This is a genomic window from Lysinibacillus sp. NPDC096382, assembly GCF_044762845.1.
GTDB lineage: Bacteria > Bacillota > Bacilli > Bacillales_A > Planococcaceae > Lysinibacillus.
Map to the genome: position 1 here is coordinate 49700 of NZ_JBIWFC010000018.1, position 23332 is coordinate 73031.

At 38.1% G+C, this 23332-nt stretch carries 23 protein-coding genes; 6 read left to right on the forward strand and 17 right to left on the reverse strand.

Features of this window, described 5'->3' with window-relative positions:
• Position 1: 1 nt before the first annotated feature.
• The 6 genes from ACIQZA_RS20150 to ACIQZA_RS20175 form a co-directional block, all read right to left on the reverse strand.
• Positions 2-1870, reverse strand: a complete 1869-nt coding sequence (locus ACIQZA_RS20150; RefSeq protein ID WP_400939810.1) for an ABC transporter permease — start codon at positions 1868-1870, stop codon at positions 2-4.
• Positions 1857-2624, reverse strand: coding sequence for an ABC transporter ATP-binding protein (locus ACIQZA_RS20155; protein ID WP_142509604.1), 768 nt, complete (start codon positions 2622-2624; stop codon positions 1857-1859). The genes ACIQZA_RS20150 and ACIQZA_RS20155 overlap by 14 nt, the downstream gene beginning before the upstream one ends.
• A 474-nt stretch (positions 2625-3098) precedes the next feature.
• A complete protein-coding gene (locus ACIQZA_RS20160) occupies positions 3099-3572 on the reverse strand; it encodes a glutathione peroxidase (RefSeq protein ID WP_400939807.1) in 474 nt (157 codons plus the stop codon).
• Between the two features lie 18 nt (positions 3573-3590).
• Positions 3591-4925 (reverse strand): FAD-dependent oxidoreductase, encoded by a 1335-nt coding sequence (locus tag ACIQZA_RS20165; RefSeq protein WP_402883573.1) that lies wholly within the window; start codon positions 4923-4925, stop codon positions 3591-3593.
• A gap of 13 nt (positions 4926-4938) precedes the next feature.
• Complete coding sequence (locus tag ACIQZA_RS20170; RefSeq protein WP_402883571.1) at positions 4939-6084, reverse strand: VanZ family protein; 1146 nt, start codon at positions 6082-6084, stop codon at positions 4939-4941.
• Between the two features lie 332 nt (positions 6085-6416).
• Entirely contained in the window at positions 6417-6704 is a 288-nt protein-coding gene (locus ACIQZA_RS20175) for a DUF6509 family protein (RefSeq protein WP_387096702.1), read from the reverse strand.
• Positions 6705-6874: 170 nt separating this feature from the next.
• Here ACIQZA_RS20175 and ACIQZA_RS20180 point away from each other — a divergent pair, with 170 nt between their 5' ends.
• The 5 genes from ACIQZA_RS20180 (at position 6875) to tatC (ending at position 12272) form a co-directional block, all read left to right on the forward strand.
• Positions 6875-8059 (forward strand): alanyl-tRNA editing protein, encoded by a 1185-nt coding sequence (locus ACIQZA_RS20180; RefSeq protein ID WP_402883569.1) that lies wholly within the window; start codon positions 6875-6877, stop codon positions 8057-8059.
• A gap of 330 nt (positions 8060-8389) precedes the next feature.
• Positions 8390-9136, forward strand: a complete 747-nt coding sequence (locus tag ACIQZA_RS20185) for a gluconate 2-dehydrogenase subunit 3 family protein (RefSeq protein WP_402883568.1) — start codon at positions 8390-8392, stop codon at positions 9134-9136.
• A gap of 14 nt (positions 9137-9150) precedes the next feature.
• The gene (locus ACIQZA_RS20190; protein ID WP_402883567.1) at positions 9151-10863 is read left to right on the forward strand and encodes a GMC family oxidoreductase; all 1713 of its coding nucleotides are present in this window, start codon (positions 9151-9153) and stop codon (positions 10861-10863) included.
• 348 nt (positions 10864-11211) lie between these two features.
• Positions 11212-11415, forward strand: a complete 204-nt coding sequence (gene tatA / locus ACIQZA_RS20195) for a twin-arginine translocase TatA/TatE family subunit (protein ID WP_132363581.1) — start codon at positions 11212-11214, stop codon at positions 11413-11415.
• Between the two features lie 11 nt (positions 11416-11426).
• Positions 11427-12272, forward strand: a complete 846-nt coding sequence (tatC, locus tag ACIQZA_RS20200) for a twin-arginine translocase subunit TatC (RefSeq protein WP_402883565.1) — start codon at positions 11427-11429, stop codon at positions 12270-12272.
• A gap of 14 nt (positions 12273-12286) precedes the next feature.
• On the opposite strand, the gene ACIQZA_RS20205 is transcribed toward tatC, so the two are convergent.
• Positions 12287-13102: a metallophosphoesterase gene (locus tag ACIQZA_RS20205; RefSeq protein WP_402883564.1), complete on the reverse strand. Its 816-nt coding sequence runs from the start codon at positions 13100-13102 to the stop codon at positions 12287-12289.
• Positions 13103-14174: 1072 nt separating this feature from the next.
• On the opposite strand from ACIQZA_RS20205, the gene ACIQZA_RS20210 reads away from it, so the two are divergent.
• On the forward strand, positions 14175-14573 hold the full coding sequence (locus ACIQZA_RS20210; RefSeq protein ID WP_402883562.1) for a YhfM domain-containing protein: 399 nt from the start codon (positions 14175-14177) through the stop codon (positions 14571-14573).
• Between the two features lie 163 nt (positions 14574-14736).
• Here the strand turns inward: ACIQZA_RS20210 and ACIQZA_RS20215 are convergent, their stop codons facing one another.
• The 10 genes from ACIQZA_RS20215 to ACIQZA_RS20260 all read right to left on the reverse strand — a co-directional run bounded on the left by ACIQZA_RS20215 (position 14737) and on the right by ACIQZA_RS20260 (position 23061).
• Positions 14737-15459 carry an amino acid ABC transporter ATP-binding protein gene (locus tag ACIQZA_RS20215; protein ID WP_402883561.1) on the reverse strand — a complete coding sequence of 241 codons (723 nt, stop codon included), beginning with the start codon at positions 15457-15459 and terminating at the stop codon, positions 14737-14739.
• A complete protein-coding gene (locus tag ACIQZA_RS20220; RefSeq protein ID WP_132363591.1) occupies positions 15452-16111 on the reverse strand; it encodes an amino acid ABC transporter permease in 660 nt (219 codons plus the stop codon). Before ACIQZA_RS20220 ends, ACIQZA_RS20215 begins: the two co-directional genes overlap by 8 nt.
• Positions 16112-16195: 84 nt before the next feature.
• Positions 16196-16993: a transporter substrate-binding domain-containing protein gene (locus ACIQZA_RS20225; RefSeq protein ID WP_402883560.1), complete on the reverse strand. Its 798-nt coding sequence runs from the start codon at positions 16991-16993 to the stop codon at positions 16196-16198.
• A 301-nt stretch (positions 16994-17294) separates the two neighbouring features.
• A complete protein-coding gene (locus tag ACIQZA_RS20230) occupies positions 17295-17654 on the reverse strand; it encodes a Na+/H+ antiporter subunit G (RefSeq protein ID WP_142509619.1) in 360 nt (119 codons plus the stop codon).
• Positions 17632-17916: a Na(+)/H(+) antiporter subunit F1 gene (locus tag ACIQZA_RS20235; RefSeq protein WP_049663615.1), complete on the reverse strand. Its 285-nt coding sequence runs from the start codon at positions 17914-17916 to the stop codon at positions 17632-17634. Before ACIQZA_RS20235 ends, ACIQZA_RS20230 begins: the two co-directional genes overlap by 23 nt.
• Complete coding sequence (locus tag ACIQZA_RS20240; protein WP_402883559.1) at positions 17916-18398, reverse strand: Na+/H+ antiporter subunit E; 483 nt, start codon at positions 18396-18398, stop codon at positions 17916-17918. The genes ACIQZA_RS20235 and ACIQZA_RS20240 overlap by 1 nt, the downstream gene beginning before the upstream one ends.
• The gene (locus ACIQZA_RS20245; protein ID WP_400939777.1) at positions 18398-19903 is read right to left on the reverse strand and encodes a Na+/H+ antiporter subunit D; all 1506 of its coding nucleotides are present in this window, start codon (positions 19901-19903) and stop codon (positions 18398-18400) included. Before ACIQZA_RS20245 ends, ACIQZA_RS20240 begins: the two co-directional genes overlap by 1 nt.
• On the reverse strand, positions 19896-20234 hold the full coding sequence (locus ACIQZA_RS20250; protein ID WP_132363601.1) for a Na(+)/H(+) antiporter subunit C: 339 nt from the start codon (positions 20232-20234) through the stop codon (positions 19896-19898). Before ACIQZA_RS20250 ends, ACIQZA_RS20245 begins: the two co-directional genes overlap by 8 nt.
• 3 nt (positions 20235-20237) lie before the next feature.
• Positions 20238-20660, reverse strand: a complete 423-nt coding sequence (locus tag ACIQZA_RS20255) for a Na(+)/H(+) antiporter subunit B (protein WP_132363603.1) — start codon at positions 20658-20660, stop codon at positions 20238-20240.
• Entirely contained in the window at positions 20647-23061 is a 2415-nt protein-coding gene (locus tag ACIQZA_RS20260) for a Na+/H+ antiporter subunit A (RefSeq protein ID WP_402883556.1), read from the reverse strand. Before ACIQZA_RS20260 ends, ACIQZA_RS20255 begins: the two co-directional genes overlap by 14 nt.
• Positions 23062-23332: the final 271 nt, after the last annotated feature.

Genomic DNA, 23332 nt, shown 5'->3' on the forward strand with positions numbered 1-23332 from the left:
ATTAATTCCCCTGTCTAATAATTTTATAGAATGAACGAACTGTAAAGATATAATATACGCCGTAAATTGCTGAATACGCAATCATCCACAGTATTACTGGTTTAGTTATATCCATATTAAATAGCTGTGAAAAGGCTAGTAGCGCAAATGCACTATGTGCTATGCCAACAACGAGTGGTGCACTAAAGATAACGGCAACCTGCCCTGCAACTGTTTTTAATATTTGTTTTTTGTTAACTCCGATTTTATTTAAAATTGCATATTTAGGCTGATCTTCCTCTGCCTCAGTTAAAACTTTAAAGTAAATAATACTTCCTGTCGCTGCTAAAAATACTAATCCTAAAAAGCTTCCTACAAACAATAGTGATCCTACAGTAGCTAAACCATCCTCATAACTTTGCGGAACACTTGAAAACCCTTCTTGCTGTTCAGTAGATAGTTGATTGTAGATTTCCTTTGAAATAGCCTGCTGCTTTAAGTCATTATCCATACCAACTACCTGCATTTTCACATCTTCTGCATTAGTTGCAGCGAACACTTTATCATTTACAACGAGGACTGTACCAGCTGGAATAAAGTTTAATACACTCTCTGTATACATTTTATCAACATGGAATGATTCCCCGTTCTCTAATTTAAATTCTTCACCGGTAAAATCATGTGAAAAACGTTCATCGAAGCTTGTATCAAATAAAACTGTTGCACCATTTGCAATGTGCAATTGTTCATCTTTCCCCTGCAATTTTGCTAGACGATTATAGTCGGATTCCTTTAATAATGTATATTCAAAATACGAAAATTCATTATCCACACGTAATTTTTTCACAGAAAGCGATTCGTTGTATAAGACGTCTTCTTGAGAAAATTTTACCGTATCGCCCTTCCACATAAATGTGTTAGGTAGCGCATGACGTACACTGGCTTCGGCATTGTAATACATACCGAAAACGCCACCACCTGCTGTGATCGTTGTCGCACTTAAAATAGCGATAATAGAAAGTGATTTAGCATTTGCTCGAATACGGTACAATAATTGTGATACACCAATTAAATTCAAGCCTTTCCATGACCAAGAAGTTGCTTTTTTCAACGCCGTTAACACAAATACGCTAACACTATGGAATAATAAATATGTCCCTGCAATTGTCATACCTATAACCATTAGTGGCGTACCTAGAATTGTGAAGAATCTCCAAATTTTACTCGTAAAGATATCTGAAGACGCTGTATAATAACCAAATGCAAGTAGCGCTGTCCCAAGTATAGCTGCTATTAATGATGCACGCGGAATTTTCTCTCCTTGCTTCTCAGCATGGAACAGGTCAATCAATTTAAATTGATAGATGACACGATAACCTTGTAAAGATGTGAATAAAAATAGTAGTGCAAAAATCCATGTTGTATTTACTAGAGCCTCAGGGGAAAATGTTAAACTTCCTACAACCTCAAAGCCCATTAAACGTACTAAGATCATTAATAAACCTTGTGACATAAAGAATCCAAGAACAATTCCTAGTACTAGGGAAACAAAACCGATCACTAAATTCTCAAAAAAGAGCATTAAGCCGATTTTCTGCTTACGCACACCTAATAGCGAGTAAAGTGCTACTTCCTTTTTACGTTTTTTCATAAAAAACGAATTGGAATACGCCATAAAGATGACGATAAAGAATAATAACACAACAGATGATCCACTCATCAATCCTTTAATTTGCCGTGAAAATTGTTGTGAGGCTAAAATATCATCATTATATTTTAATGTCACAAACGTAAAGTAGATAACGATACTAAAAACCATCGAAGCGATATATAAAAAGTAGTTCGACAAATTACGCTGGATATTTTTACGCGCTAAACTAAATAACGTCATTTACTCCACCTCCGATGCCTCCAAGCACCTGTAAAATCTCTTGGAAGAATTGCTTTCTTGTTTGAGTACCACGGTGAATTTCCTTAGAAAGCTGTCCATCTTGAATAAATAGAATGCGCTGGCAAAAGCTTGCTGCGAATGCATCATGCGTCACCATCATAATAGTGGACGCTTGAGAATTATTCAAATCACTTAAACTTTCAAGTAAGTCTGTTGCTGATTTTGAATCAAGAGCACCAGTTGGCTCATCCGCAAATATTAATTTCGGCTCTGTAACTAATGCACGTGATGATGCTGTACGTTGTTTTTGCCCACCAGAAATTTGGTATGGGTATTTATCGAGTAACTCTTTTATCCCAAACAGTGTAGCTATGCGTTCTACCTTTGCGTTAATTGCCTTTGTTGGCACTTTTGCAATCGCAAGTGGCAGTACGATATTTTCACGAACGGTTAAAGAATCAAGTAAGTTATAGTCTTGGAAGATAAAACCTAGATTGTCGCGACGAAAATCTGCTAACTCTGCGTCCTTCATGCGCGCTAAGTTTGTATCACCAATAATGATTTCACCAGTCGTTGGTGTATCAATTGTCGCTAACACATTTAGTAGCGTCGATTTCCCAGCCCCCGAAGGCCCCATTACACCAACAAACTCTCCTTTTTCTACTTCAAATGATATATTCGATAGCGCTGTAAATGTATTTGCGCCTTTGCCGTAAGTTTTTTCTACATTTTGTACCTTTAATAATGGCGTCATAAACGCTCACCTCTTCTTTCTGACTTTAGTATACGACCCCAAACTTACAACAAAGTTGTCGCAAGCTTACAACAACCTTAAATCGTAGGCATAACGAGGGGGGGGATGTCCGTTCCGACTGGGGGCTTGTTGTTGCTGTCGCTTCGCTTTCGCACAGATAAAACATTTGTTGCTGTCGCTTCGCTTTCGCACAGATAAAACATTTGTTGCTGTCGCTTCGCTTTTGCACAGAGCAAAGCTTCCTCGGGGCGCCCAGTCGTCGAAGATCAACTTATCCACATGATATACGTTTTAACAAAATGTCATCCAACTTTTGGAGTTTTAACGGAGCACTTTTGCGTTTTATCGCCCAACTTTTGAAGTTTATCTACCAACTTTCACGTTTTATCAACCAACTTTTAATGTTTATCGACATCCACCTTTCTAATGAGCATAAAAAAGGATTCACACACAAAACTGTGCGTGAATCCTTTTTTATGCTAATGCTTTTTGTATATCATCCTCAAAGCTACTTGGCTTATCGGCCGACCCATAGCGTCCAATGACTTCACCATTACGATTCACAAGAAATTTTGTGAAGTTCCACTTTATACTGTTGCCTAGAAAGCCTTTAGAATGGGATGTCAAATGCTCAAAAATAGGGTGTGCATCTTTACCATTGACCTTTACTATTTCATGCATCGGGAATGTCACTCCATATGTCAAACGACATTGTGATGCTGCTTCCTCAGCAGTCGCAACTTCTTGCTTAAACTGATTTGATGGGAAGCCAAGAATAACAAGGCCTTTATCCTGATATTTTTTATATAGATCTTCTAATTCTTCAAACTGTGGTGTAAAACCACATTTGGAAGCCGTATTAACAATTAACATTGCCTTACCCTTATAACGATCTAAACTATATTCAGTACCATCGTCTAGAGCAACTTGAATGTCGTAAATGCTCATTTCTAATTACCCCCAATGTTATAAACGCCCATTTTTTCTGGCAATCTGCTGTAGAGGATCCCAAACACCATTGAATGGAGGCGCGTAGGCTAAATCTAAATCTAGTAAATCTGGTAATGTCATTTTATTGTATAAGGCGGTCGCAAACACATCGATCCGTTTATCAACACCTGCAGGTCCAACAATTTGTGCTCCTAAAAGTTGTTGATCTCGTTTACGAACAACAATTTTAATAAACATCCGTTGAGCACCAGGGTAATAACCTGCAATATGGCGGGCAGATAATTTAAAGGCCTCATACTCAAAGCCTAGCTCTTTAGCCTTGCGCTCATTAATACCTGTCGTAGCGATTGTTAAATTGAAAAACTTTAAGATTGAAGTACCTACAATACCACTAAAAGGCGCAGATTTGCCTGACATATTGAGTCCCGCTAAACGACCTTGCTTATTAGCAGTCGTGCCAAGAGGTACATAATCTAAGCGTTCTTTTACAATATTAAAATGCGTTGCACAATCTCCCGCAGCATAAATATTTTCAACAGATGTCTCTAAATGTCGATTGACGATGACCGCACCATTTTTAGCTAGTGCTACACCTGTTCCCTCTAAAAATTGTGTATTCGGTTTAATTCCAACGGCCATAATGACTAAATCTGTATCAAAAGCGCCATTGTCCGTTATAACACGCTCAACACGGTGATTGCCCTCAAACGCCTCTACTTTTGTATTTAGCACAAGCTCGATGTCATTCTTTTTTGCTTCCTCATGAACATGTTGCGCAAACTCTTCGTCTAAAATTCTTGCAACATAGCTACCTCGTTGAATCAATCTTACTTTTTTACCGCAAGCATGTATCGTCTCGGCCATTTCTAGCCCAATATAGCCTGCACCTATAATTGTTACATTTTCTATATCTAACGTTAAATCAGCTAGTAAATCCTCTAGCTGCGGTATTGTTTTTACCGTGTGTATACCCGCTAAATTTGAACCCTTCTCCACTGGCATAATAGGATCTGCACCTGTTGCAATAAGTAGCTTATCATAAGGAATTTCAAACGATTCCCCGGACGACCGCGTTCCAAAAACTAGCTTCTGTTCAACATCAATTCTGTTCACCTCATGACCAACACGGGCATCGATACGATACTTATCACGAAAAGTTTCTACATCTCTTGCTATAAGTCGCTTTGTCGATGAAATACGCCCATCTACCACATAGGGTAAGCCACACTGCCCATATGAATAAATAAAGCCACGTTCTACAGATGTAATCTCTGCTCCTGGTACATTTCGATATATTTCCATTGCTGCTGACATTCCGGCAGCATCTCCTCCAATGATTACGTATTTCATCCAACAATCCCCCTTATTTTTTTCTCGTTGCTAGTAAGCCTGCGTAATAGTCCATAAATAAACGGCGTCTGCCTCCACTTACGATGACCCTTATTACATGAATAACAATTACCATCGTTAGAACAAAATTCGCAATAAAGGCTAGCAATGTAATGACAATTTGCAGTACATAAAATGGTGAATCCATATCTAATTGAATATTTCCGAAAGTTGTTATCATTTCCGAAGTACATACTACCACGAGAATAGCAACACAGCGGCGCCAAGATTGATTTACAATACTTTTGCCGTTTTCACTGACCATTGTAAAACGCATAAATTTCATCCCTAATGTTGCCCCACTTGTAAAGCTTGGAACAACTCCAAATAGCAACATATACAAAGCAATTTTCACTAAAAACTCGAACATACCACTATAGCCTGTTACGACACCAACGAAGAACAAAATGAACTGTACGATAATCAAATCCACTGCTAGTGCTAACAAAATAGATAATGGCTTGATGATATCTTTTTCGACCATTTCTGCTGCTTTAGCCGCTACCTCTTCATGTGAAGGAAACAGCGCCCACACAACAGGGGCTAAAAAGAATCCTAATAGTGCACCAACACTGTTAAGCATTAAATCATCCACATCAAAGATTCGATACGCACAATTAAAGATGCCATAAATCCCCGTAAATTGAGTTACCTCATAAAACAATGTTAGCAAAAAGCTAAATAGAAATGCACGCTTCCAGTACTCCCTTTTTTTAAGAAAATAACGCAAGTATACACCGAATGGCATGAGCAGTAAGAAATTATAGAATGCTTGATAAAAAGCAGGCTGCTTTGGTATATAAATCCACGTTGATGGATTCGTCAGAACAATCCCACTATCCTTTAAAATATCCGTGACAAATTGAAAAGGATGTAAATTATAATGGACTGTATCTGCAGCTTGTAGAGAGCAAGTATCACGTGTTTCCGGGAAAGGTAGTAAAACTAAACATAATGCCGATAAAAAGTAAAAAATAAATGAGAACATAATAATCGTTTTGGATACAGATAAGTAGCCATATTTCCGATAGGTATAAATAAGCCAAGGTACAAATAGTACAAAGGATAAGAAAATTGTTATTAAAAAAGCTACCATAATAGAATTTGTATAAACTGACATAGAACACCTCTTCGTTTAAAAATCGGCTCTTCACCATAAAGTGTCGTTGATTTCCGTTTCGACTGGGCGCTTTCCTTGGGGCGTCCGATGAGCCGCTTCAGTGATAAACTTCAAAATAATCTTAAACTTAGTTTAGCACTTGAACACAACACGAATGTTTCACCAACCTTAAATAATCTTAACTAATGATGTAAAGTTAAAATTCCGCGTAGACTCCCAGGAGACAAACAAGAGTACGCCAATGTAGCTCGTGCCTGCCCACTGAAAGAAAAGCGGAATTTTACCAAATAAGAATATTAATTTTTGTTTGGAAAGGCTTTTACGCCAGCATATTATGCTTTTGCAATTTCCTCTTTACAAAATGCTAAAATTTCCTCTAGCTCTTCATCCTCTAATGCAAAGTCTAAATATTCGCCTTCAGCTTTTTCGATGATAAAGTAATTTAAAATAAATGACTCTTCACCTTTTTCAGCAATTAGTACACGAATTTCAATTCCTGCTTCGTGATAAAGCTCATCTTCTTCATCAATATCTACATCTAAAATAAATTCGTAGCGCTTGCCTTCAATAATGTTTGTTGGATCTAAAATTTCTTCCATCGAGAATTGTGTAATTTCCATTGTACGATCTCCTTTAAGTTAACCTGTTCTTATATATATTAAATCAAATTCAGCATGGGTCAAATAGAAAACTCATATACACTAGAAAGTAATTATGCCACAATGAAATAAAACTAATTGAGAAATATGATTCTCATATGAATACTCTACATAAAGGGGGAGGCTTTTTCTTGAAAGAACTACTATATTATCAAGATGTTATGCTGCGTGAATTTAATGCAACAGTTGTCAATAAAGGAACCGATATAGATGGCCGTAACTACGTGGTGCTATCAAATACTGCTTTTTATCCAACAGGAGGCGGGCAACCTCATGACACAGGTACTTTAAATGATATCGAGGTCATCGATGTTGAGAAAATTAATGATGAAATTCGTCATTATATTCAAGGTGACTCTTCAAATTTAGTTGGAGAGGTGCATGGTAAATTGAATTGGCAACGACGCTTTGATCATATGCAGCAACATGCAGGTCAGCATATTTTAACAGCGGCTTTTGTCGAGCTTTTTGATGCACCTACCGTTAGCTTCCACTTGGGCACTGAGCAGGTCACAATTGATATTGCAGTGGATACCCTAACGGAAGAGCAGCTTGTAGCAGCAGAAGCTCGTGCTAATGAAATTATTCTAGAGAATCTTCCGATTGAAACGAAATGGATTACAGAAAAAGAACTTGAGAACTATAGCCTTCGTAAAGAGATAGCCGTCACAGGAGATATTCGACTTGTTATTATTCCTGATGTTGATTTCAACGGTTGTGGCGGTACACATCCAACATCCACAGGACAAGTAAGTGCGATAAAAATCCTTGGCACTGAAAAAATGAAGGGTAATATTCGTGTCTCCTTTGTCTGTGGTCACAGGGTTTTAGCAGAGCTTGCCATGCGAAAGAAAGTACTAGCTGACGTTGCAAGACAATTAAGTGTACCTGAGGTTGAAGCAGCTACAGCACTTACAAAAATCTTAACAACACAGAAGAATACAGAAAAAGCACTCGTGGCAGTAAAAGAGGAGCTACTAAATTATGAAGCAAAGGCGCTAGTTTCTAGTAAAGAACGTATTATTACTGCAGCCTTTACTCAGCGTACTATGCAAGAGCTGCAAAAATTAGCAAGAACTATTGTCGCTGAGCAGACTGAAGCGATTGTATTACTTATTTCAGAAAATGAAGACAAGCTCCAGTTTGTCGCAGCGCGTGGTGCAAAAGTTGAGAAAAGTATGAAGGACATTGCTGCAAAAGCATTGCCACTCGTTAATGGAAAAGGTGGCGGCAGTGAGCAGATGGTACAAGGCGGTGGCGAGCGTATTATTTCTACCGAGCAACTTTTTGAAGCTATGCAAGAAGTAGTTAAATAACAAATCTTTTCGATGATAGGAGCTCCCCATTACTGGGGTAGCTCCTTTACTCATTTAGCATCATCATTGCTGAACATTCTATTGCTGCTATCTCCCCCATCGATGATTATCCACAGACATTTGCTCAGCTGCAGTAGTCGATATCTTATTTTCCCACATATTATCCACATTCAACGCACAACTTATCCACAATCTATCCCGATTACATTAAATTGAATCCTCAGTTGGATTAAATTATAAATTTTACCAAGGATACCTGATTATAATTTACTTTTTTTGCTGATTATAAAAAATAGAATAGTTTCTATACATTTTGAGGGGAGGATTTCTATGAGTTCAGAAAAAGATATTTCACGTCGTGATTTTTTAAAAACGACAGGGATTGCAGCAGGTACATTAGTCGGCGGTGGATTAATAGGAGGCCTTGTAGGCTATAACATGCCTGGTAAAGGAACTGCCACACTAGAGCATGGTCAGCATGGAACTGCTACTGAAGAGACTGGCTCGCCAAAAGCTAAAATGTTTTTTATGAATCAAAGAGATTTCAATATTTTAGCAAATGCTACTGAACGTATTTTCCCTGAGGACGATTTAGGTTCAGGGGCAAAGGGCTTAGATGTGCCTTACTTTATCGACCATCAGCTAGCAGGCCAATATGGTAGTAATTCTAAAGAATACATGCATGGACCATTCGGTGAGGGTGCTCCAACACAAGGTTATCAGAGTCGTTTAACGCGTGCGGAAATTTTTAAGCAAGGTGTCCAAAGGTTAGAGTCGGAAGCACAGAATCGCTATAAAAAGAGCTTCAATGATATAGATACTAAGCAAATGGATGAAATTTTAACTGCCTTCCAGAAAGGCGACGTACAAATGAGTGGCGTCACATCTGCTTTCTTCTTTACTTTATTACGTGCGGCAACATTAGAAGGTGCTTACTCTGATCCAATATATGGTGGTAATCGCAATATGGATGGCTGGCGTATGAAAGGCTTCCCCGGTCATCAAATGGCGTATATTACGCAAATCGAAGAACCGAAATTCCAAAAAATTGAACCTAATTCATTAGGTAGCCACTAATAGGGGGTTAGTAAATGGCAAAAACATTACCAGGTGTAGACGTTGTAACAGTCGGGGTAGGTTGGACCGGCGGCATTATCGCTGCAGAGTGCTCGAAGGCTGGCTTAAAGGTCGTTGGCTTAGAGCGTGGACAAAAGCGCGGCACAGAAGATTATTTGACAATCCACGATGAGTATCGTTATGCAATTCGTTATGATTTAATGCAAAATCTCTCAAAGGAAACGATCAGCTTCCGTAATAATCGGAATATGAAGGCATTGCCTATGCGTCAGCTCGGTTCCTTTTTACTTGGTGAAGGGCTTGGCGGCTCTGGTACACATTGGAACGGTATGTCGTATCGCTTCTTACCATATGATTTTCAAATTAAAACAATGACAGACAAACGTTATGGTGCGAATAAGCTTGGACCTGATTATTTATTACAGGATTGGGCATTAACATACGATGAACTTGAGCCCTATTTCGACAAATTCGAAAAAACGTCCGGTATTTCCGGTGATGATAAAAATCCATTTAGCGGAAAACGTTCAAATCCTTATCCGACGGGGCCAATGAAAATGACACCGATGCTTACGCAATTTGAAACAGCTGCAAAAAAATTAAAACTATCGCCTTACATGGTACCTTCTGCAAATTTATCAGAAGTTTATAAGAACCCGGACGGTGAAACGATTAATGCTTGTCAATACTGCGGCTTCTGTGAACGCTTTGGTTGTGAATATGGCGCCAAATCATCTGCGGAGGTTACTGTTGTTCCTACTGCATTAAAAACAGGTAACTTTGACTTACGCTATAATTCCAATGTTGTTGAAATCTTAAAGAAAGGCAATAAAGTAACTGGTGTCCGATACATCGATACGATATCTGGTGAAGAATTTATTCAACCAGCAAACGCTGTTGTACTTACTAGTTATGTCTTTAATAATGCCAAGTTATTGATGGTCTCTAACATTGGGGAACGATATGATCCAGCTACTGGAAAAGGGACACTTGGAAGAAACTATTGCTATCAAATACTCCCTGGAGCTGCAGGGTATTTCGATGAGCAGTTTAACACATTTATGGGTGCAGGTGCCCTTGGTATGAGTATAGATGACTATAATGGTGATAATTTCGATCATAGTGATTTAGATTTTATTCACGGTGGAAATATAGCTCTAACACAAACAGGTGCACGTCCTATCGGCTCGAACCCAACACCTCCTGATACGCCAACATGGGGATCAGAATTTAAAAAACAATCTATTCATTACTATACACGCTCATTCGGGATTGGTGCACAGGGTGCTTCAATGCCACATAAAGAAAATTATTTATCTCTTGATTCTACGTATAAGGATGCTTACGGCTTACCTCTTGTACAGTTAACTTACAATTTTACGGATCAGGATCGCGCACTTCATAAATATATTTCAGCACGTGCAGCTGACATTATGAAAGAAATGGGCGCTAAAATTGTTGTCCCAAATGCTGAAATCACTGATTACAATATTGTACCGTATCAAACAACCCACAATACAGGCGGAACAGTTATGAGCTTAAAGCCAGAGGATGGCGTTGTGAATAACTACTTGCAACATTGGAATGCAGAAAATCTTTTTGCTGTGAGTGCCGGAAACTTTGCACACAATAGTGGCTATAACCCAACAGGTACTTTAGGGGCACTAGCCTACCGCTGTGCAGAGGGTATTGTGAAATATAGCAAATCAGGTGGTTCCTTAGTATAACTTCTTTTTAGCGGGTGTTTGGACACCCGCAAAATAGAGGAACTCAGTCTAAGAACGCCACGTCCTGTGGCAAGTTATCTGTGCGAAAGCGAAGCGACAGCAACACGGGTTTTGTCTGTGCGAAAGCGAAGCGACAGCAACAACAACACACGACTGAGTGACCAACATCATGCTGCTGACGCTGCGTTGGCACTACGCTTTCGCGCAAAAGACATCTGTTGGCCCAAAGCCTCCGGCGAATGTCACCGAATCGGCAAGGAGTTCTTGGTGCTTGCACAAGGCCGATTCCAGACGCAATTATGCCGAGGCATGATTGCTATACTAATTTTATAAAAAGGAGGTAAGACTATGGGAGGTCTCGGAGCAATTGGTGTACCTGGGTTAATCATCATTTTAGTCATTGTTTTAATCGTGTTTGGTCCAAAGAAATTGCCGGAAATCGGCGGTGCAGTCGGTAAAACATTTGCGGAGTTCAAAAAGTCCACGAAGGGGCTTATCGATGATGAGGATGATTCAGTGAAAAAAGAAGAAAAAAAATCTGACGCTTCGTAGGAGGTTGTCCTATGGATCCATATGAAGAAGGAAAAAGAAAATATTTAAGTCCACTTGATAAGAAAGAAGCTGAGCCTCTCGCACCTGTGGAGGCTTTTGTTGAAGTTCCAGTTGAGACAATTGAACCGGATACGAAAGCCGATGGGCCACTTTTTCCAATAGCCTCATTGCTTGAACATCTTACGGAACTGCGAAAACAAATTATTAAAGGGCTTATCGTATTTATTTTATTTTTTATTATCACATTCTCTACTATTAATATTTGGTTTCCTTATGTAACTCGAGGACATTCACTAATTATTTTAGGGCCGTTAGAAGTTGTCAAATTTTATATGACGATTTCCACAACACTAGCATTTGGGCTATCAATGCCATTTTTAGTTCATTTTTTGTGGAGTTTCGTAAAGCCAGGTTTAAAAGAAGAAGAAAGCCGTTTCCTCGGTCTTTATGCACCTGTCATGCTTTTCCTCTTTTTATTAGGCGTAGCTTTCGGTTACTTTATTGTGAACCCACTTAGCTATTCATTTTTAGTAAGTGTAGGAGCAGCTAATTTTGATGTGATGGTATCCGCAAATGAATACATGCATTTTTTAGTGATGACAACTGTACCACTCGGACTACTCTTTGAATTACCAATTGTAGCCCTCTTTTTATCGTCCATTGGTGTACTAACGGCTGAATCCATGAAAAAAATACGAGGCTGGTCTTATATCGGGATGGGCGTTGGTTCTGCTGTAATTACGCCACCCGATTTTATTAGTCAGCTACTCGTCTTAATTCCGATGATTATTTTATATGAAATAAGTATCTACCTTGTTAAACGTATAGAGCGTAAACAAATAGAAAACACTGCGTAGCAAAGACGCAGTGCTTATTTTTTCTTTAATTCCATGACAACAATCTCTGGTGGATTAAAAATCCGCATAGGTACTGTACTATTGCCTAATCCTCGACTAACGGCCATCGTTGTTGTTCCTTCTTTAGAAAGACCAGCCGTATATTTCGGGAATATTCCCTGTCCTCGTGCGAAAAGACCGCCAATACCAGGAATTCGAACTTGTCCACCATGCGCATGTCCTGCAAATACTAAATCAATTCCAAACTCCACATACGTATTAAACACTTCTGGTCGATGTGCTAGTAATATCGTTAATATATTTGGTGGAACATTTTTTGTTGCTATCTCTAGCATTTCTTTCGTTGTTCTACCTGATAACGGATCTTCTATGCCAACAATCGCCAAGCGCTCCCCGTCGCGCTCAATGAAGGTCGATTCATTGGACAACACATGTACACCTAACGATGATAGCTCCTCATAAATTTCATTCACTTTATTCGTCGCTACTTCATGGTTTCCTAGTACATAATAGACATCCGCTAATTTAACTAATCCTCTAGCAGCTTGCAAGCTTCGCTCCAAATCATAACGATTACTATCAACTAAATCACCTGTAATAAAAATCAGGTCAGGATTTGTTGCTTTCACCTTTGCTATGAGCTTCTCTTGCTGTTCGCCAAAGAGAGCATCCTGTAAATCTGATATTTGTGTAATGCGTAGCCCATCGAAGCTGGCAGGCACTTTTTCTGACTCGAATTCATACTTGCTTACAACCAGCCAGTGATTGTTTACGTACAAAAAAATGACTATAAAAACAACAAAAGAAGCTACATATAATAATTTTTTCAATCGCAATCGCTCACCCTAGGCTACTTTTTCATCAGATCAATTTCGCCTTGGCGTAATCGCCGCTAACGCTTTGCTTCGCGCAAATAAACAATGCGTCCGGATTTTCCACAATTCAACCCTTTAAAAATCCGCCGGAGGCTTTGGCCAACATGATGTTGGTCACTCAGTCGTGTGCTGTTGTTGCTGTCGCTTCGCTTTCGCACAGACAAAACCCGTGTTGCTGTCGCTTCGCTTTCGCACAGACAAAACCCGTGTTGCTGTCGCTTCGCTTTCACACAGACAAAACCCGTGTTGCTGTCGCTTCGCTTTCGCACAGATAACTTGCCACAGGACGTGGCATTCTTAGCTTAAGTTCCTCTATTTCAGTAGGTATTTGGATATCCACTGAAAAGGAACACATGCACATTTATCTCATCACCTTTAGAGGTGGGAGATTCTACTGAATGAAGATAAAAATCTGACCCCCCTATTATAAGCATAAAATAAAATAATTGTAAGCACATACACATAAAATCATTAGATTGAACAAAAGAGTAACCCAAAAGTGCTACATTTAAAGAGTTCCCTCTAAAGTATTACAAACAAAATACTGTAGATATGAAATTCTATGTTTGCAACATCTTCTAGAATGTTAAAATCAAACTTTATTAAAAATTATTAATCTTTTTATATAACTCGAGCTTCAGTTAAAAACAATAGATATTCATTACCTTCATTCATTTTTTCATACCCGTGAAAACTATGATTAGTGCATTCTTAAAGACCTCTGTTTGAACATCTTCTTCCTTAATTCCCTTAACAATAATAGGCGATACCTAAAAGTAGGGTCTATCCAATAAAATGCTTCTTTTGGATTACTAAATTTTTTGCTATTTAATTTGTGGGCTTGTCCTCAAGTACTTGGAAACAAAATAGTACTGTTAAGCAAAAAAATACAAACAAAGTTTTCCACTTTATAAATACCCCCATTTTTATTCTCAGAATATTCTGATATATATACCGTAATATAATGTATAATAAAAGTCAATGGTGATAAAATTTATTAAAAAATTATGAATAGGCGGTGCTTTATTTGTTAAAAAATACAACTATAATATCTTTTGCTTTAGTACTCCTCATTTTTGGTATCGGATGTTCTAATAATGCCCAAAAAATTATATTGGATATAGCCGATGACAAAGGAAATTATAAAGAACGTATAGAAATTCTAGATAAAGACCAAGTTTCAATCGTACATAAAATTCTTAATAACGCTGAATGGGAAGAAGAAAATGAGGCATCATTTAGGTTATTAAAATATAGAATGTCTTTTGCTTTTATAGATTCCAATAAAGAGGTTAAGTCTTCTTACTATTTAATTTATATATATTCAAATGAACAATTAATTTTGGTAGAGAATGACGCGAAGTTTACTAAATTATCAATAGAAGATTCCAAAAAATTATTTGATATACTACCTAGCGACACTTGAAGAGAACCGCTAAGGACTACTGCAGCAATATCTACACACCAGTCTCCAAACATAGCCGTAGAAAGTTATGGGGCCCCGAAGAGATATAATAAAATGAATACTCAACAAAAACAACAAGCGCATTTAGACACTCCTTTAATTTAGTCTAAATGCGTTTTATCCCTTATAATATTTTTTCTAAGAAATCCTTCGCACGCTGAGTAGATGGTGCTGCGAAAAACTGTTCTGGTGATGTATCCTCAATTAACTTTCCGCCATCAAGGAATAGTATACGGTCAGCCACTTCACGTGCAAAGCCCATCTCATGCGTTACGATTAACATCGTCATCCCTGTATCAGCAAGATTTTTCATAACCGCTAATACCTCTTTTACCATTTCAGGATCAAGAGCAGAAGTAGGCTCATCAAATAACATTACTTTTGGATCCATTGCAAGTGCTCGGGCAATGGCAACACGTTGCTTCTGCCCTCCAGATAGACGGTTTGGATATTCATTGCGCTTTTCAAATAGTCCTACCTTCGTTAATAAATCTTCAGCCTTTTTAATCGCAGCTGCCTTATCCATTCCCTTCACATTAATCGGTGCATATGTTAAATTTTCAAGTACCGTTTTATGAGGGAAAAGATGAAAATGCTGAAATACCATACCGACTTCTTCACGGATCTTCATAATGTTTGTCCCTTTGTCCGTTAGAACGTCACCAGCAATTGTAATCTTTCCGCTCGTTGGCTCTTCTAATAAATTTAAGCAGCGCAGGAATGTTGATTTACCAGATCCTGATGGTCCAATAATAGCAATTACTTCTTTTTCTTTAATTTCTGTTGAAATACCTTTTAGTACTTCATTTTTTCCATACGATTTGTGTAAATCTTCAATTTTAATCACTTTTTCTCATTCCTTTCTCGATTCGTTTGCCAAGGAACGTTAATACAAGTGTCATAATGTAGTAGATTACACCTGCAAATAGTAAAGGTTCTAGATAGCGATATGTTGCACCACCAACAATGTAAGCACGGCGCATAATATCAAGTGCACTAATAACTGTGACAACAGCGGTTTCTTTATTTAATGTAATAAACTCATTCACTAAAGATGGCAAAATATTTTTTATTGCTTGTGGGATAATAATATCCTTCATCATTTTTGCATACGGAATACCAAGTGCTTGTGCCGCTTCCATCTGTCCTTTATCTACCGCATTAATACCAGCGCGAATGATTTCAGAAATATAAGCACCTGAGTTTAACCCAAATGCAATAATAGCCGTTGGAACCGGGTCAATTTGAATATCTAATAACTGTGGCACTGCATAGTAAATAATCATTAATTGTAATACGAGCGGTGTGCCACGGAAAATCGATGTATAAAAATCTGCAAACCAACGCAAAACATTCACTTTACCAATTTTACATAACGCGAGTAATATACCAATTATAAAACCGATGATTGAAGCACCGATTGCAATTTGAAGTGTAACACCTATCCCTTTTAATATGTAAGGAATAGAGGGAATGATAGCTGTAAAATCTAAATTCACAGTGCCCCCTCCTTTCTTGTGTTCTTTTAAAGAAATGAAAGTATAAGCGATAGCTCGAAATAGAGCTATCGCAGTTCAACTTGCTTATTTAACTTTTAACCATTTTTCTTCTAGCTCTTTAATTTTGCCTTCAGCAGCTAATTCTTTTAATGCTTTGTTAATTTTATCTTTAAGATCGCTACCTTTTTGAACAGCGATTGCTTTGAAGTCTTCAGGTTGCTCTTTAACAAGGAACGCCTCAAGTTTATCATTCGTATCAAGATAACCTTTTGCTACACCACTTTCTACAATCCCAGCATCTAAACGTTTAGACATCATGTCTTGAATAATTTCAGGAATGCGTGTACGTCCTTCAACTGTTGCATCTACTTCTTTAGCAATTTTGTTGCCTAATTTTTCTTGGATAGAAGCGTTTTGAACACCGATTTTTTTACCAGCTAAATCAGCTTCTTTTTTAATTCCACTATCCTTTTTCACGATAAACACTTGCTCTGTTTGATTGTATTTCTCAGAGAAATCTACAACTTTTTCACGTTCTTTATCAGGAGACATACCAGAAATAACAACATCCACTTTACCTGCTTGTAGAGCTGGTACTAGACTATTGAAGTCAATATCTTGAACTTGCATTTCTGCACCAATCTTGTCACCAACTAATTTAATTAAATCAATATCAAAACCAATAATGTCTTCACCTTTTGCAGCGTCAACATACTCAAATGGTGCATAATCAGATGAAGTACCTACTTTTAATACTTGCTTTTCTTCTGTGCCTTCGCTTGCATTTGATTTTTTATCGCTTGCCTTATCATCTTTTGCGCCACATGCTGCTAATACACCAATTACTAGAACAAGCATTAGCATGAAAATTTTGTTTTTCATATTCATGATCCCCTTTTTTTTATATTTTATTGTTTATGAAACTCGTGTTCTTGAAAATGACGAATGGATATTTATTCACTATAGAGAATAAATATCTATCTGCTAATAAGATATACTTTTTTGAAGTAATAATCAAGCTAATCTGAAAATATCCCAATAAAACATTATATACTTAATCTTCTGATAAATCAATCTACTCAGATTTATCTATAAGAAAAAAAGCTCATCACCCTAACGTATTAACAAATGCAGCAGTTATATTCAACAAAAGACCCCCAAAAATGGAGGTCCGCCACTTATTTTATTTTTCATCTGGAAATAGCTTTTCCTTCAACTCATCCTCCCCAGACCCTTCTGCTAAAGGTACACGAGAGCGATACGCTGCACGACATATTAAATGCCCTGCTACAGGAGCTGTTACGAAGACGAAGATAATTCCTAAAATTAAACGTACACTCACATATCCATCATGCACCCAAAAGTAAATAAATGCACCTAGTAGACATGTTAAGACCGACAATGTTGAACTTTTCGTTGCAGCATGTGAGCGTGTGTAAACGTCCGGCAAACGAATCATCCCTAATGCACTAATAACACTTACAATGGAGCCAATCAATATAAGGGTAACTGCCGCCCATTCAATCATTTGATTTACGTTCAACAATCACACCTCTTTCAATATATTTCGTAAACGCAATCGTACCGATAAAAGCTAAAATACCCAATATTAAAATAGCTTCTAAATACGCCTTTGTTTTCAATATAATTGAGACGATAGCGATTGCTGAAAGTAAATTAACACCTATTGTATCAAGTGCTATGGCACGGTCGGGCAACGAAGGACCTCGAATCACGCGAAACAGCGACAACGCTATCGATACACTGAATAGCGCAAGAGCCAATAGCAAAATTTTTTCAGTCATTAACGTGTCACCTCCATGATTGCTTGTTCAAATTTCCCTATAGAACGAATGACAGCTTCTTTTGATTGTTCAATATCCATTGCATGAATATAAAACATATCTCCCTCTTCACAAACTTCCATCACTACTGAGCCCGGAGTAAGAGTGAGCAACAACGCAAGCGCTGTTATTTCCCAATCTCCTTTAAGCACTGTTTTATACGTAAATATACCAGGCGTAATATTGAGTTTCGGCGTAGTAATTTGTCTTATTACACTAAAACTCGATAATAGTAGCTCCCAATTAAAGAGCCATAATAATTTAATAATTGAAAATACACGTCGTAAATAAAATTGCGTGCCGTAAAAGCGATGCATAGCATATAAAATTCCTATTCCGACGATAAACCCCATTAAAAATGTCGAAAACTGCGGTATAACTTCATCCTGTAACAAGAGCCAAAGTGTTGCGATAAATAAATTTAAGATAAATTGCATCGCCATTATTTATTCACCTCACCTTGCCATGTCGTACCATCCAGGACTGCATCAATATAGATGGATGGTGTGTAGAGCGTTTTTGCTGCATCTGTTACATACGGAGCCATCCATTCAGCTCCAATTCCTAAGCCAATTGTACAAGCTGCCAATAATGTTAGTGGCAAGACCATGCGCTTTGGTAACGGCTTTTCATCCTCTAGACTAATAATGGTTTCTCCAAAGAATGAGGAGAGGAATATTCGTAATAGTGAATACAAAACAATTAAACTAGATAAAAATCCTAATCCTAGTAGAACAAAATTTCCGCCCTCAATAGCTCCTTGTCCAATTAAAACCTTCCCTAAAAAGCCACTTAATGGTGGTATTCCAGCAAGGGAACACATGACAATAAAGAATAGCCAACCAAAAAGAGGGTAATTTCGAATGAGCCCACTCATTTTATCAATAACCGTTTCGCCAGTAACGTACATCATCATTCCAACTGCTAAAAACAGCATGGCCTTAGCTACCATATCATGCATCAAATAATAGGTTACACCCTGTAAAGCTGACTCCGTACCGATCGCTAGACCAGCTACTATAAAGCCGACACCAATTAGGACATTATAAGAGGCAATTGTTCTTACATCTCGCCCTGCTAATGCTCCCATACATCCAGCAATAATCGTAACTCCCGCCATAATCCCTAGCACCATATGAGTCACTTCAGTATTCGTTGGGAAAAGTAATGTAAAGGTACGGACGAGTGCATAAATTCCAACCTTCGTTAATAATGCTGCAAAAAGTGCAGCTATAGCTGTTGGAGGTACACTGTATGAGCCCGGAAGCCAGAAAAATAATAGTAGGCCAGCTTTCAAGCTAAAAACAATTAAGAAAATAAGAGCCACAGTCGTTATTAGTGGGTTAGCTCCTGCCTCCATAACGCGGACAGAAATATGTGCCATATTCAACGTTCCAACTGTTCCATATAAAAAAGCTAATGCCACTAGGAAAATCCAAGATGCAACAATATTAATCAGGACATATTTTAACGCCTCGCGCAGTTGAACTTTATCGCCACCTAAACTAATAAGTGCATAAGAAGCAAGTAACATAACCTCAAAGCACACAAACAAGTTAAAAATATCCCCTGTTAGAAACGAACCGTTAACTCCCGCTACCATAAGTAGGACAAAGGGGTAAAAATACATCTTTTCAAAGCTCTTACCGATTGAAAAAATGGCATACAACAAACAAATGGCTGCGACAATATTCGCTACTAATACAAGAAGCATTGCGAATGAATCTGCAACAAATAAAATTCCGAATGGTGGTGCCCAGCCACTAAAATCAATACGCATCACACCTTGTTCTTGAATCTCTAGCAATAAAATGACACTAATAAGAACAACAAAGCTTAATGTCAATAAACTAATTATGCGCTGCAAAAAAACATTTTTACGTAAAAACACAAGTAAAATCGCCGTAATAACCGGCACAATTAATGGTAAGACAATCATATTACTCATCCGGCGTACCTCTCAATTCATCAAAATTCGCCGAATCGTTCGTTTTATACGCTCGGTAACCAAGAACGAGTACGAACGCCGTTACTGCAAAGCTAATGACGATTGCAGTTAAAATTAATGCTTGCGGCAAAGCATCTGTATAAGGACCTTCTGATTCTTCTAAGAGTGGTACATCCCCCTTTTTTAGTCCACCCATCGTTAATATCAGTAAATGTGCCGCATGCGATAAGACTGCAGTTCCTAAAATCACACGTAATAACTGTTTCGAGAGGATTAAGTACGTCGCAACAGCTACTAATACACCAACTAACACTAGTATTAAAGACTCCATTGGCTACTCATCCTCACTTATACTTAAAATAATTGTGACTACAACACCTACTACCGTTAAAGCCACGCCAGCCTCGAAAATTGTTACAGTCGAAAAGCCCATTTTCCCAAATATCGGTACATTTATATAACTATGTGTCTGCGTTAAAAACGGGACATCGAAAAATAATGAGCCGATTGCTGTGCCTGTCGCAAGTAATACGCCAAGCGCCGCAACTTTTTTAAAATCCAATGGCATTCCTTTATGCACTGTTTCAATGTCATATGCTAAATACAACAGAACAATGCCAGAAGCTAGGACGAGACCACCTATAAAACCTCCACCAGGAGCATGATGCCCTGCAAAGAATAGATAAATACCAAGGGTTAAAATAATGAAGACGACCGTCTTTGTAATAGTACGTAAAATGACGTCATTGATTTTCATGATCCGTTTCCTCCTTTCGTGGCTTTAGCTTCGTTAATGTATACACTCCTAAGCCTGCAATCAGAAGAACGACCACTTCTAGCATCGTATCAAATGCACGGAAATCGCCTAATATTGTGTTGACAATATTTGAACCACCCGCTAGTTCGTAGGAATCGTTGAAGTAAGTAGCCACTGGCTTAAAGCGATCAAAATGGACAACCGCTAAGCCGATTAATGTAACTGTGGCGCCAACGAAAATGGATAAAATCGCCTTAGACCATTGCTTTTTTTTCTGAGAAGCTTCAGGCATTAAATCGGGTAAATATTTAAAGCATAGAAGGAATAATGCAGTTGTTACAGATTCAACGACTAATTGGGTTAATGCTAAATCAGGGGCACGGAAAATAACAAAGAAAAATGCAATTGAATAGCCGAGTACGCCATTTAATAACATGGCTGTTACACGTCCCTTAGCGAAAATTATCCATACTGCGGCGAACATCATCACAAATACTAAAATGAGCTCATAAGACTCAATTGTGGAATCCTTCGCAAAATTAAATGCACTAGCATCAGACCAAATAAAATATCCTGCAATTAGCGCAACAAAAAATACATAGATGTAGATAAAATAATGCGTTAAATTGCCTGTCATATAACGATTAGTAAGCTTCGCACAACTATTTTCACTAAACTCAATCATACGATTGTAATACGTATTAAACGTATATCTTTGCGGGAATATCCGATACAAAGGCTTCCAGGTTTTTAACGTTTTAAATAAGATGACCCCAATAATAATTACACCGAGAGTCATTAACAATTCTGCATTTATGCCATGCCAAGCATGAATATGTGGTGTTAATTCACTAGTTGATGGGAATGTTGGATAAATACTCGCCATAGCAGGCTCTAAAATATAATGCCCTAGCACGTTTGGGAAAAAGAAAATCCCAACTACAAAAAGGCACAGAATGATTGGCGAAAATAGCATACCTAACGGAGCTTCATGCGGTTTTTTATCCAACTTATCTAGCCGTAGTTTTCCGAAAAATGTTCGACAGATCAAAATCATACAGTAAACAAATGTAAAGATACTTGCCACCCATGCCACTATTGGAAAGAGTAGTCCCAAATCAGCAATTGAAAATGCCTCTACGTTGCGAATCGCTAGTACCGCTGCGAAAAACATTTCTTTACTTAAGAAGCCATTAAATGGAGGTAAGCCTGCCATAGAAAATCCACCAATGACTGCAATTGTGAAAGTTATCGGCATTATGGCCATTAGCCCTCCGAGACGGCGAATATCGCGTGTGCCTGCTTCATGATCGACAATACCAACCATCATGAATAGTGCACCTTTAAACGTGGAGTGATTAATAAGATGGAACAACGCTGCAAAGCTTGCCTGCGTATAAAGAATAGTATCTGTAGCATAACCGTAATAATGACCTACCGATCCTAGCCCAAATAAGCTCATAATCAATCCAAGTTGACTAATCGTTGAAAAGGCCAGTAACGCCTTTAAATCGGTCTGACGCACAGCATTAAATGAACCCCAGAACAACGTTAGAAGGCCAATCACACTTACTAGCCAGAACCAAACAGCCTCTCCTCCAAATACTGGAGAAAAACGTGCAACTAAATATATACCGGCTTTTACCATCGTTGCCGAGTGTAAATAAGCACTAACTGGTGTTGGCGCCTCCATCGCATCTGGTAACCAAATATGGAAAGGAAACTGTGCGGATTTTGTAAATGCACCGATTAGAATAAGGATTAACGCTGGGATAAACAGTGTATGATCTCGTATAACGCCTACATTGGCTACGATTTCGCGAATACTAAATGTACCCGAAGCTACATAGAGCATCAAAAAGCCTGCTAACATTGAAAGGCCACCAAAAACGGTAATTGTCATAGCTTTCCTTGCACCAGCACGAGATGCTTTTCGATGATGCCAAAATGCAATTAACAGGAAAGATGACACACTTGTTAACTCCCAAAATGTGTATAAGACCATTAAATTATCTGAAAAGACGACGCCAAGCATAGCGCCCATGAATAGTAATAAATAGCAGTAAAAATGGTGAAGAGATTCTTTCGTTGATAAATAAAAAATAGAATATAAAATGACTAAACTACCTACGCCCGTAATCAGTAAACCAAAAATCATACTGAGTCCGTCGAGATAAGTTGTGAAATTTATATTAAAAGAGGGGATCCACTCATATGTATGCATAAACGTTTTACCCTCGGCAATTTGAGGAATGTAGCGCGCGAGTAAAAGAAACAAGATGAATGGAACGGATAACACAAACCAGCCTAGATGTGCAACACGCCTTAGTCGCCTATAAAGTAGTGGAATAAGTGCAGCACAGACAATTGGTAAAAGAATCGCAAAGAGAACTGTAACCAAGTGAAAACCTCCTACTAACAATTTCGTTCAGCAACTGTATGATATGGTGCGAAAAACTTTGTATATGAGAAAATAACCGATAATAAAGTATTCCCAAATCTACTGAAGTTACTACTGTTTTATACTTTGCTTCACGCACAAAAATTTATAACAATTGCTGGAGATCCTTAAAAAAACTCACTAAAAATGAATAAAGCTAACTAACATATTAGAAATTCTCTTGAAATTTGATTCATGTAATAAAGTGTGTACTCCTTGAATCGGTAAACAA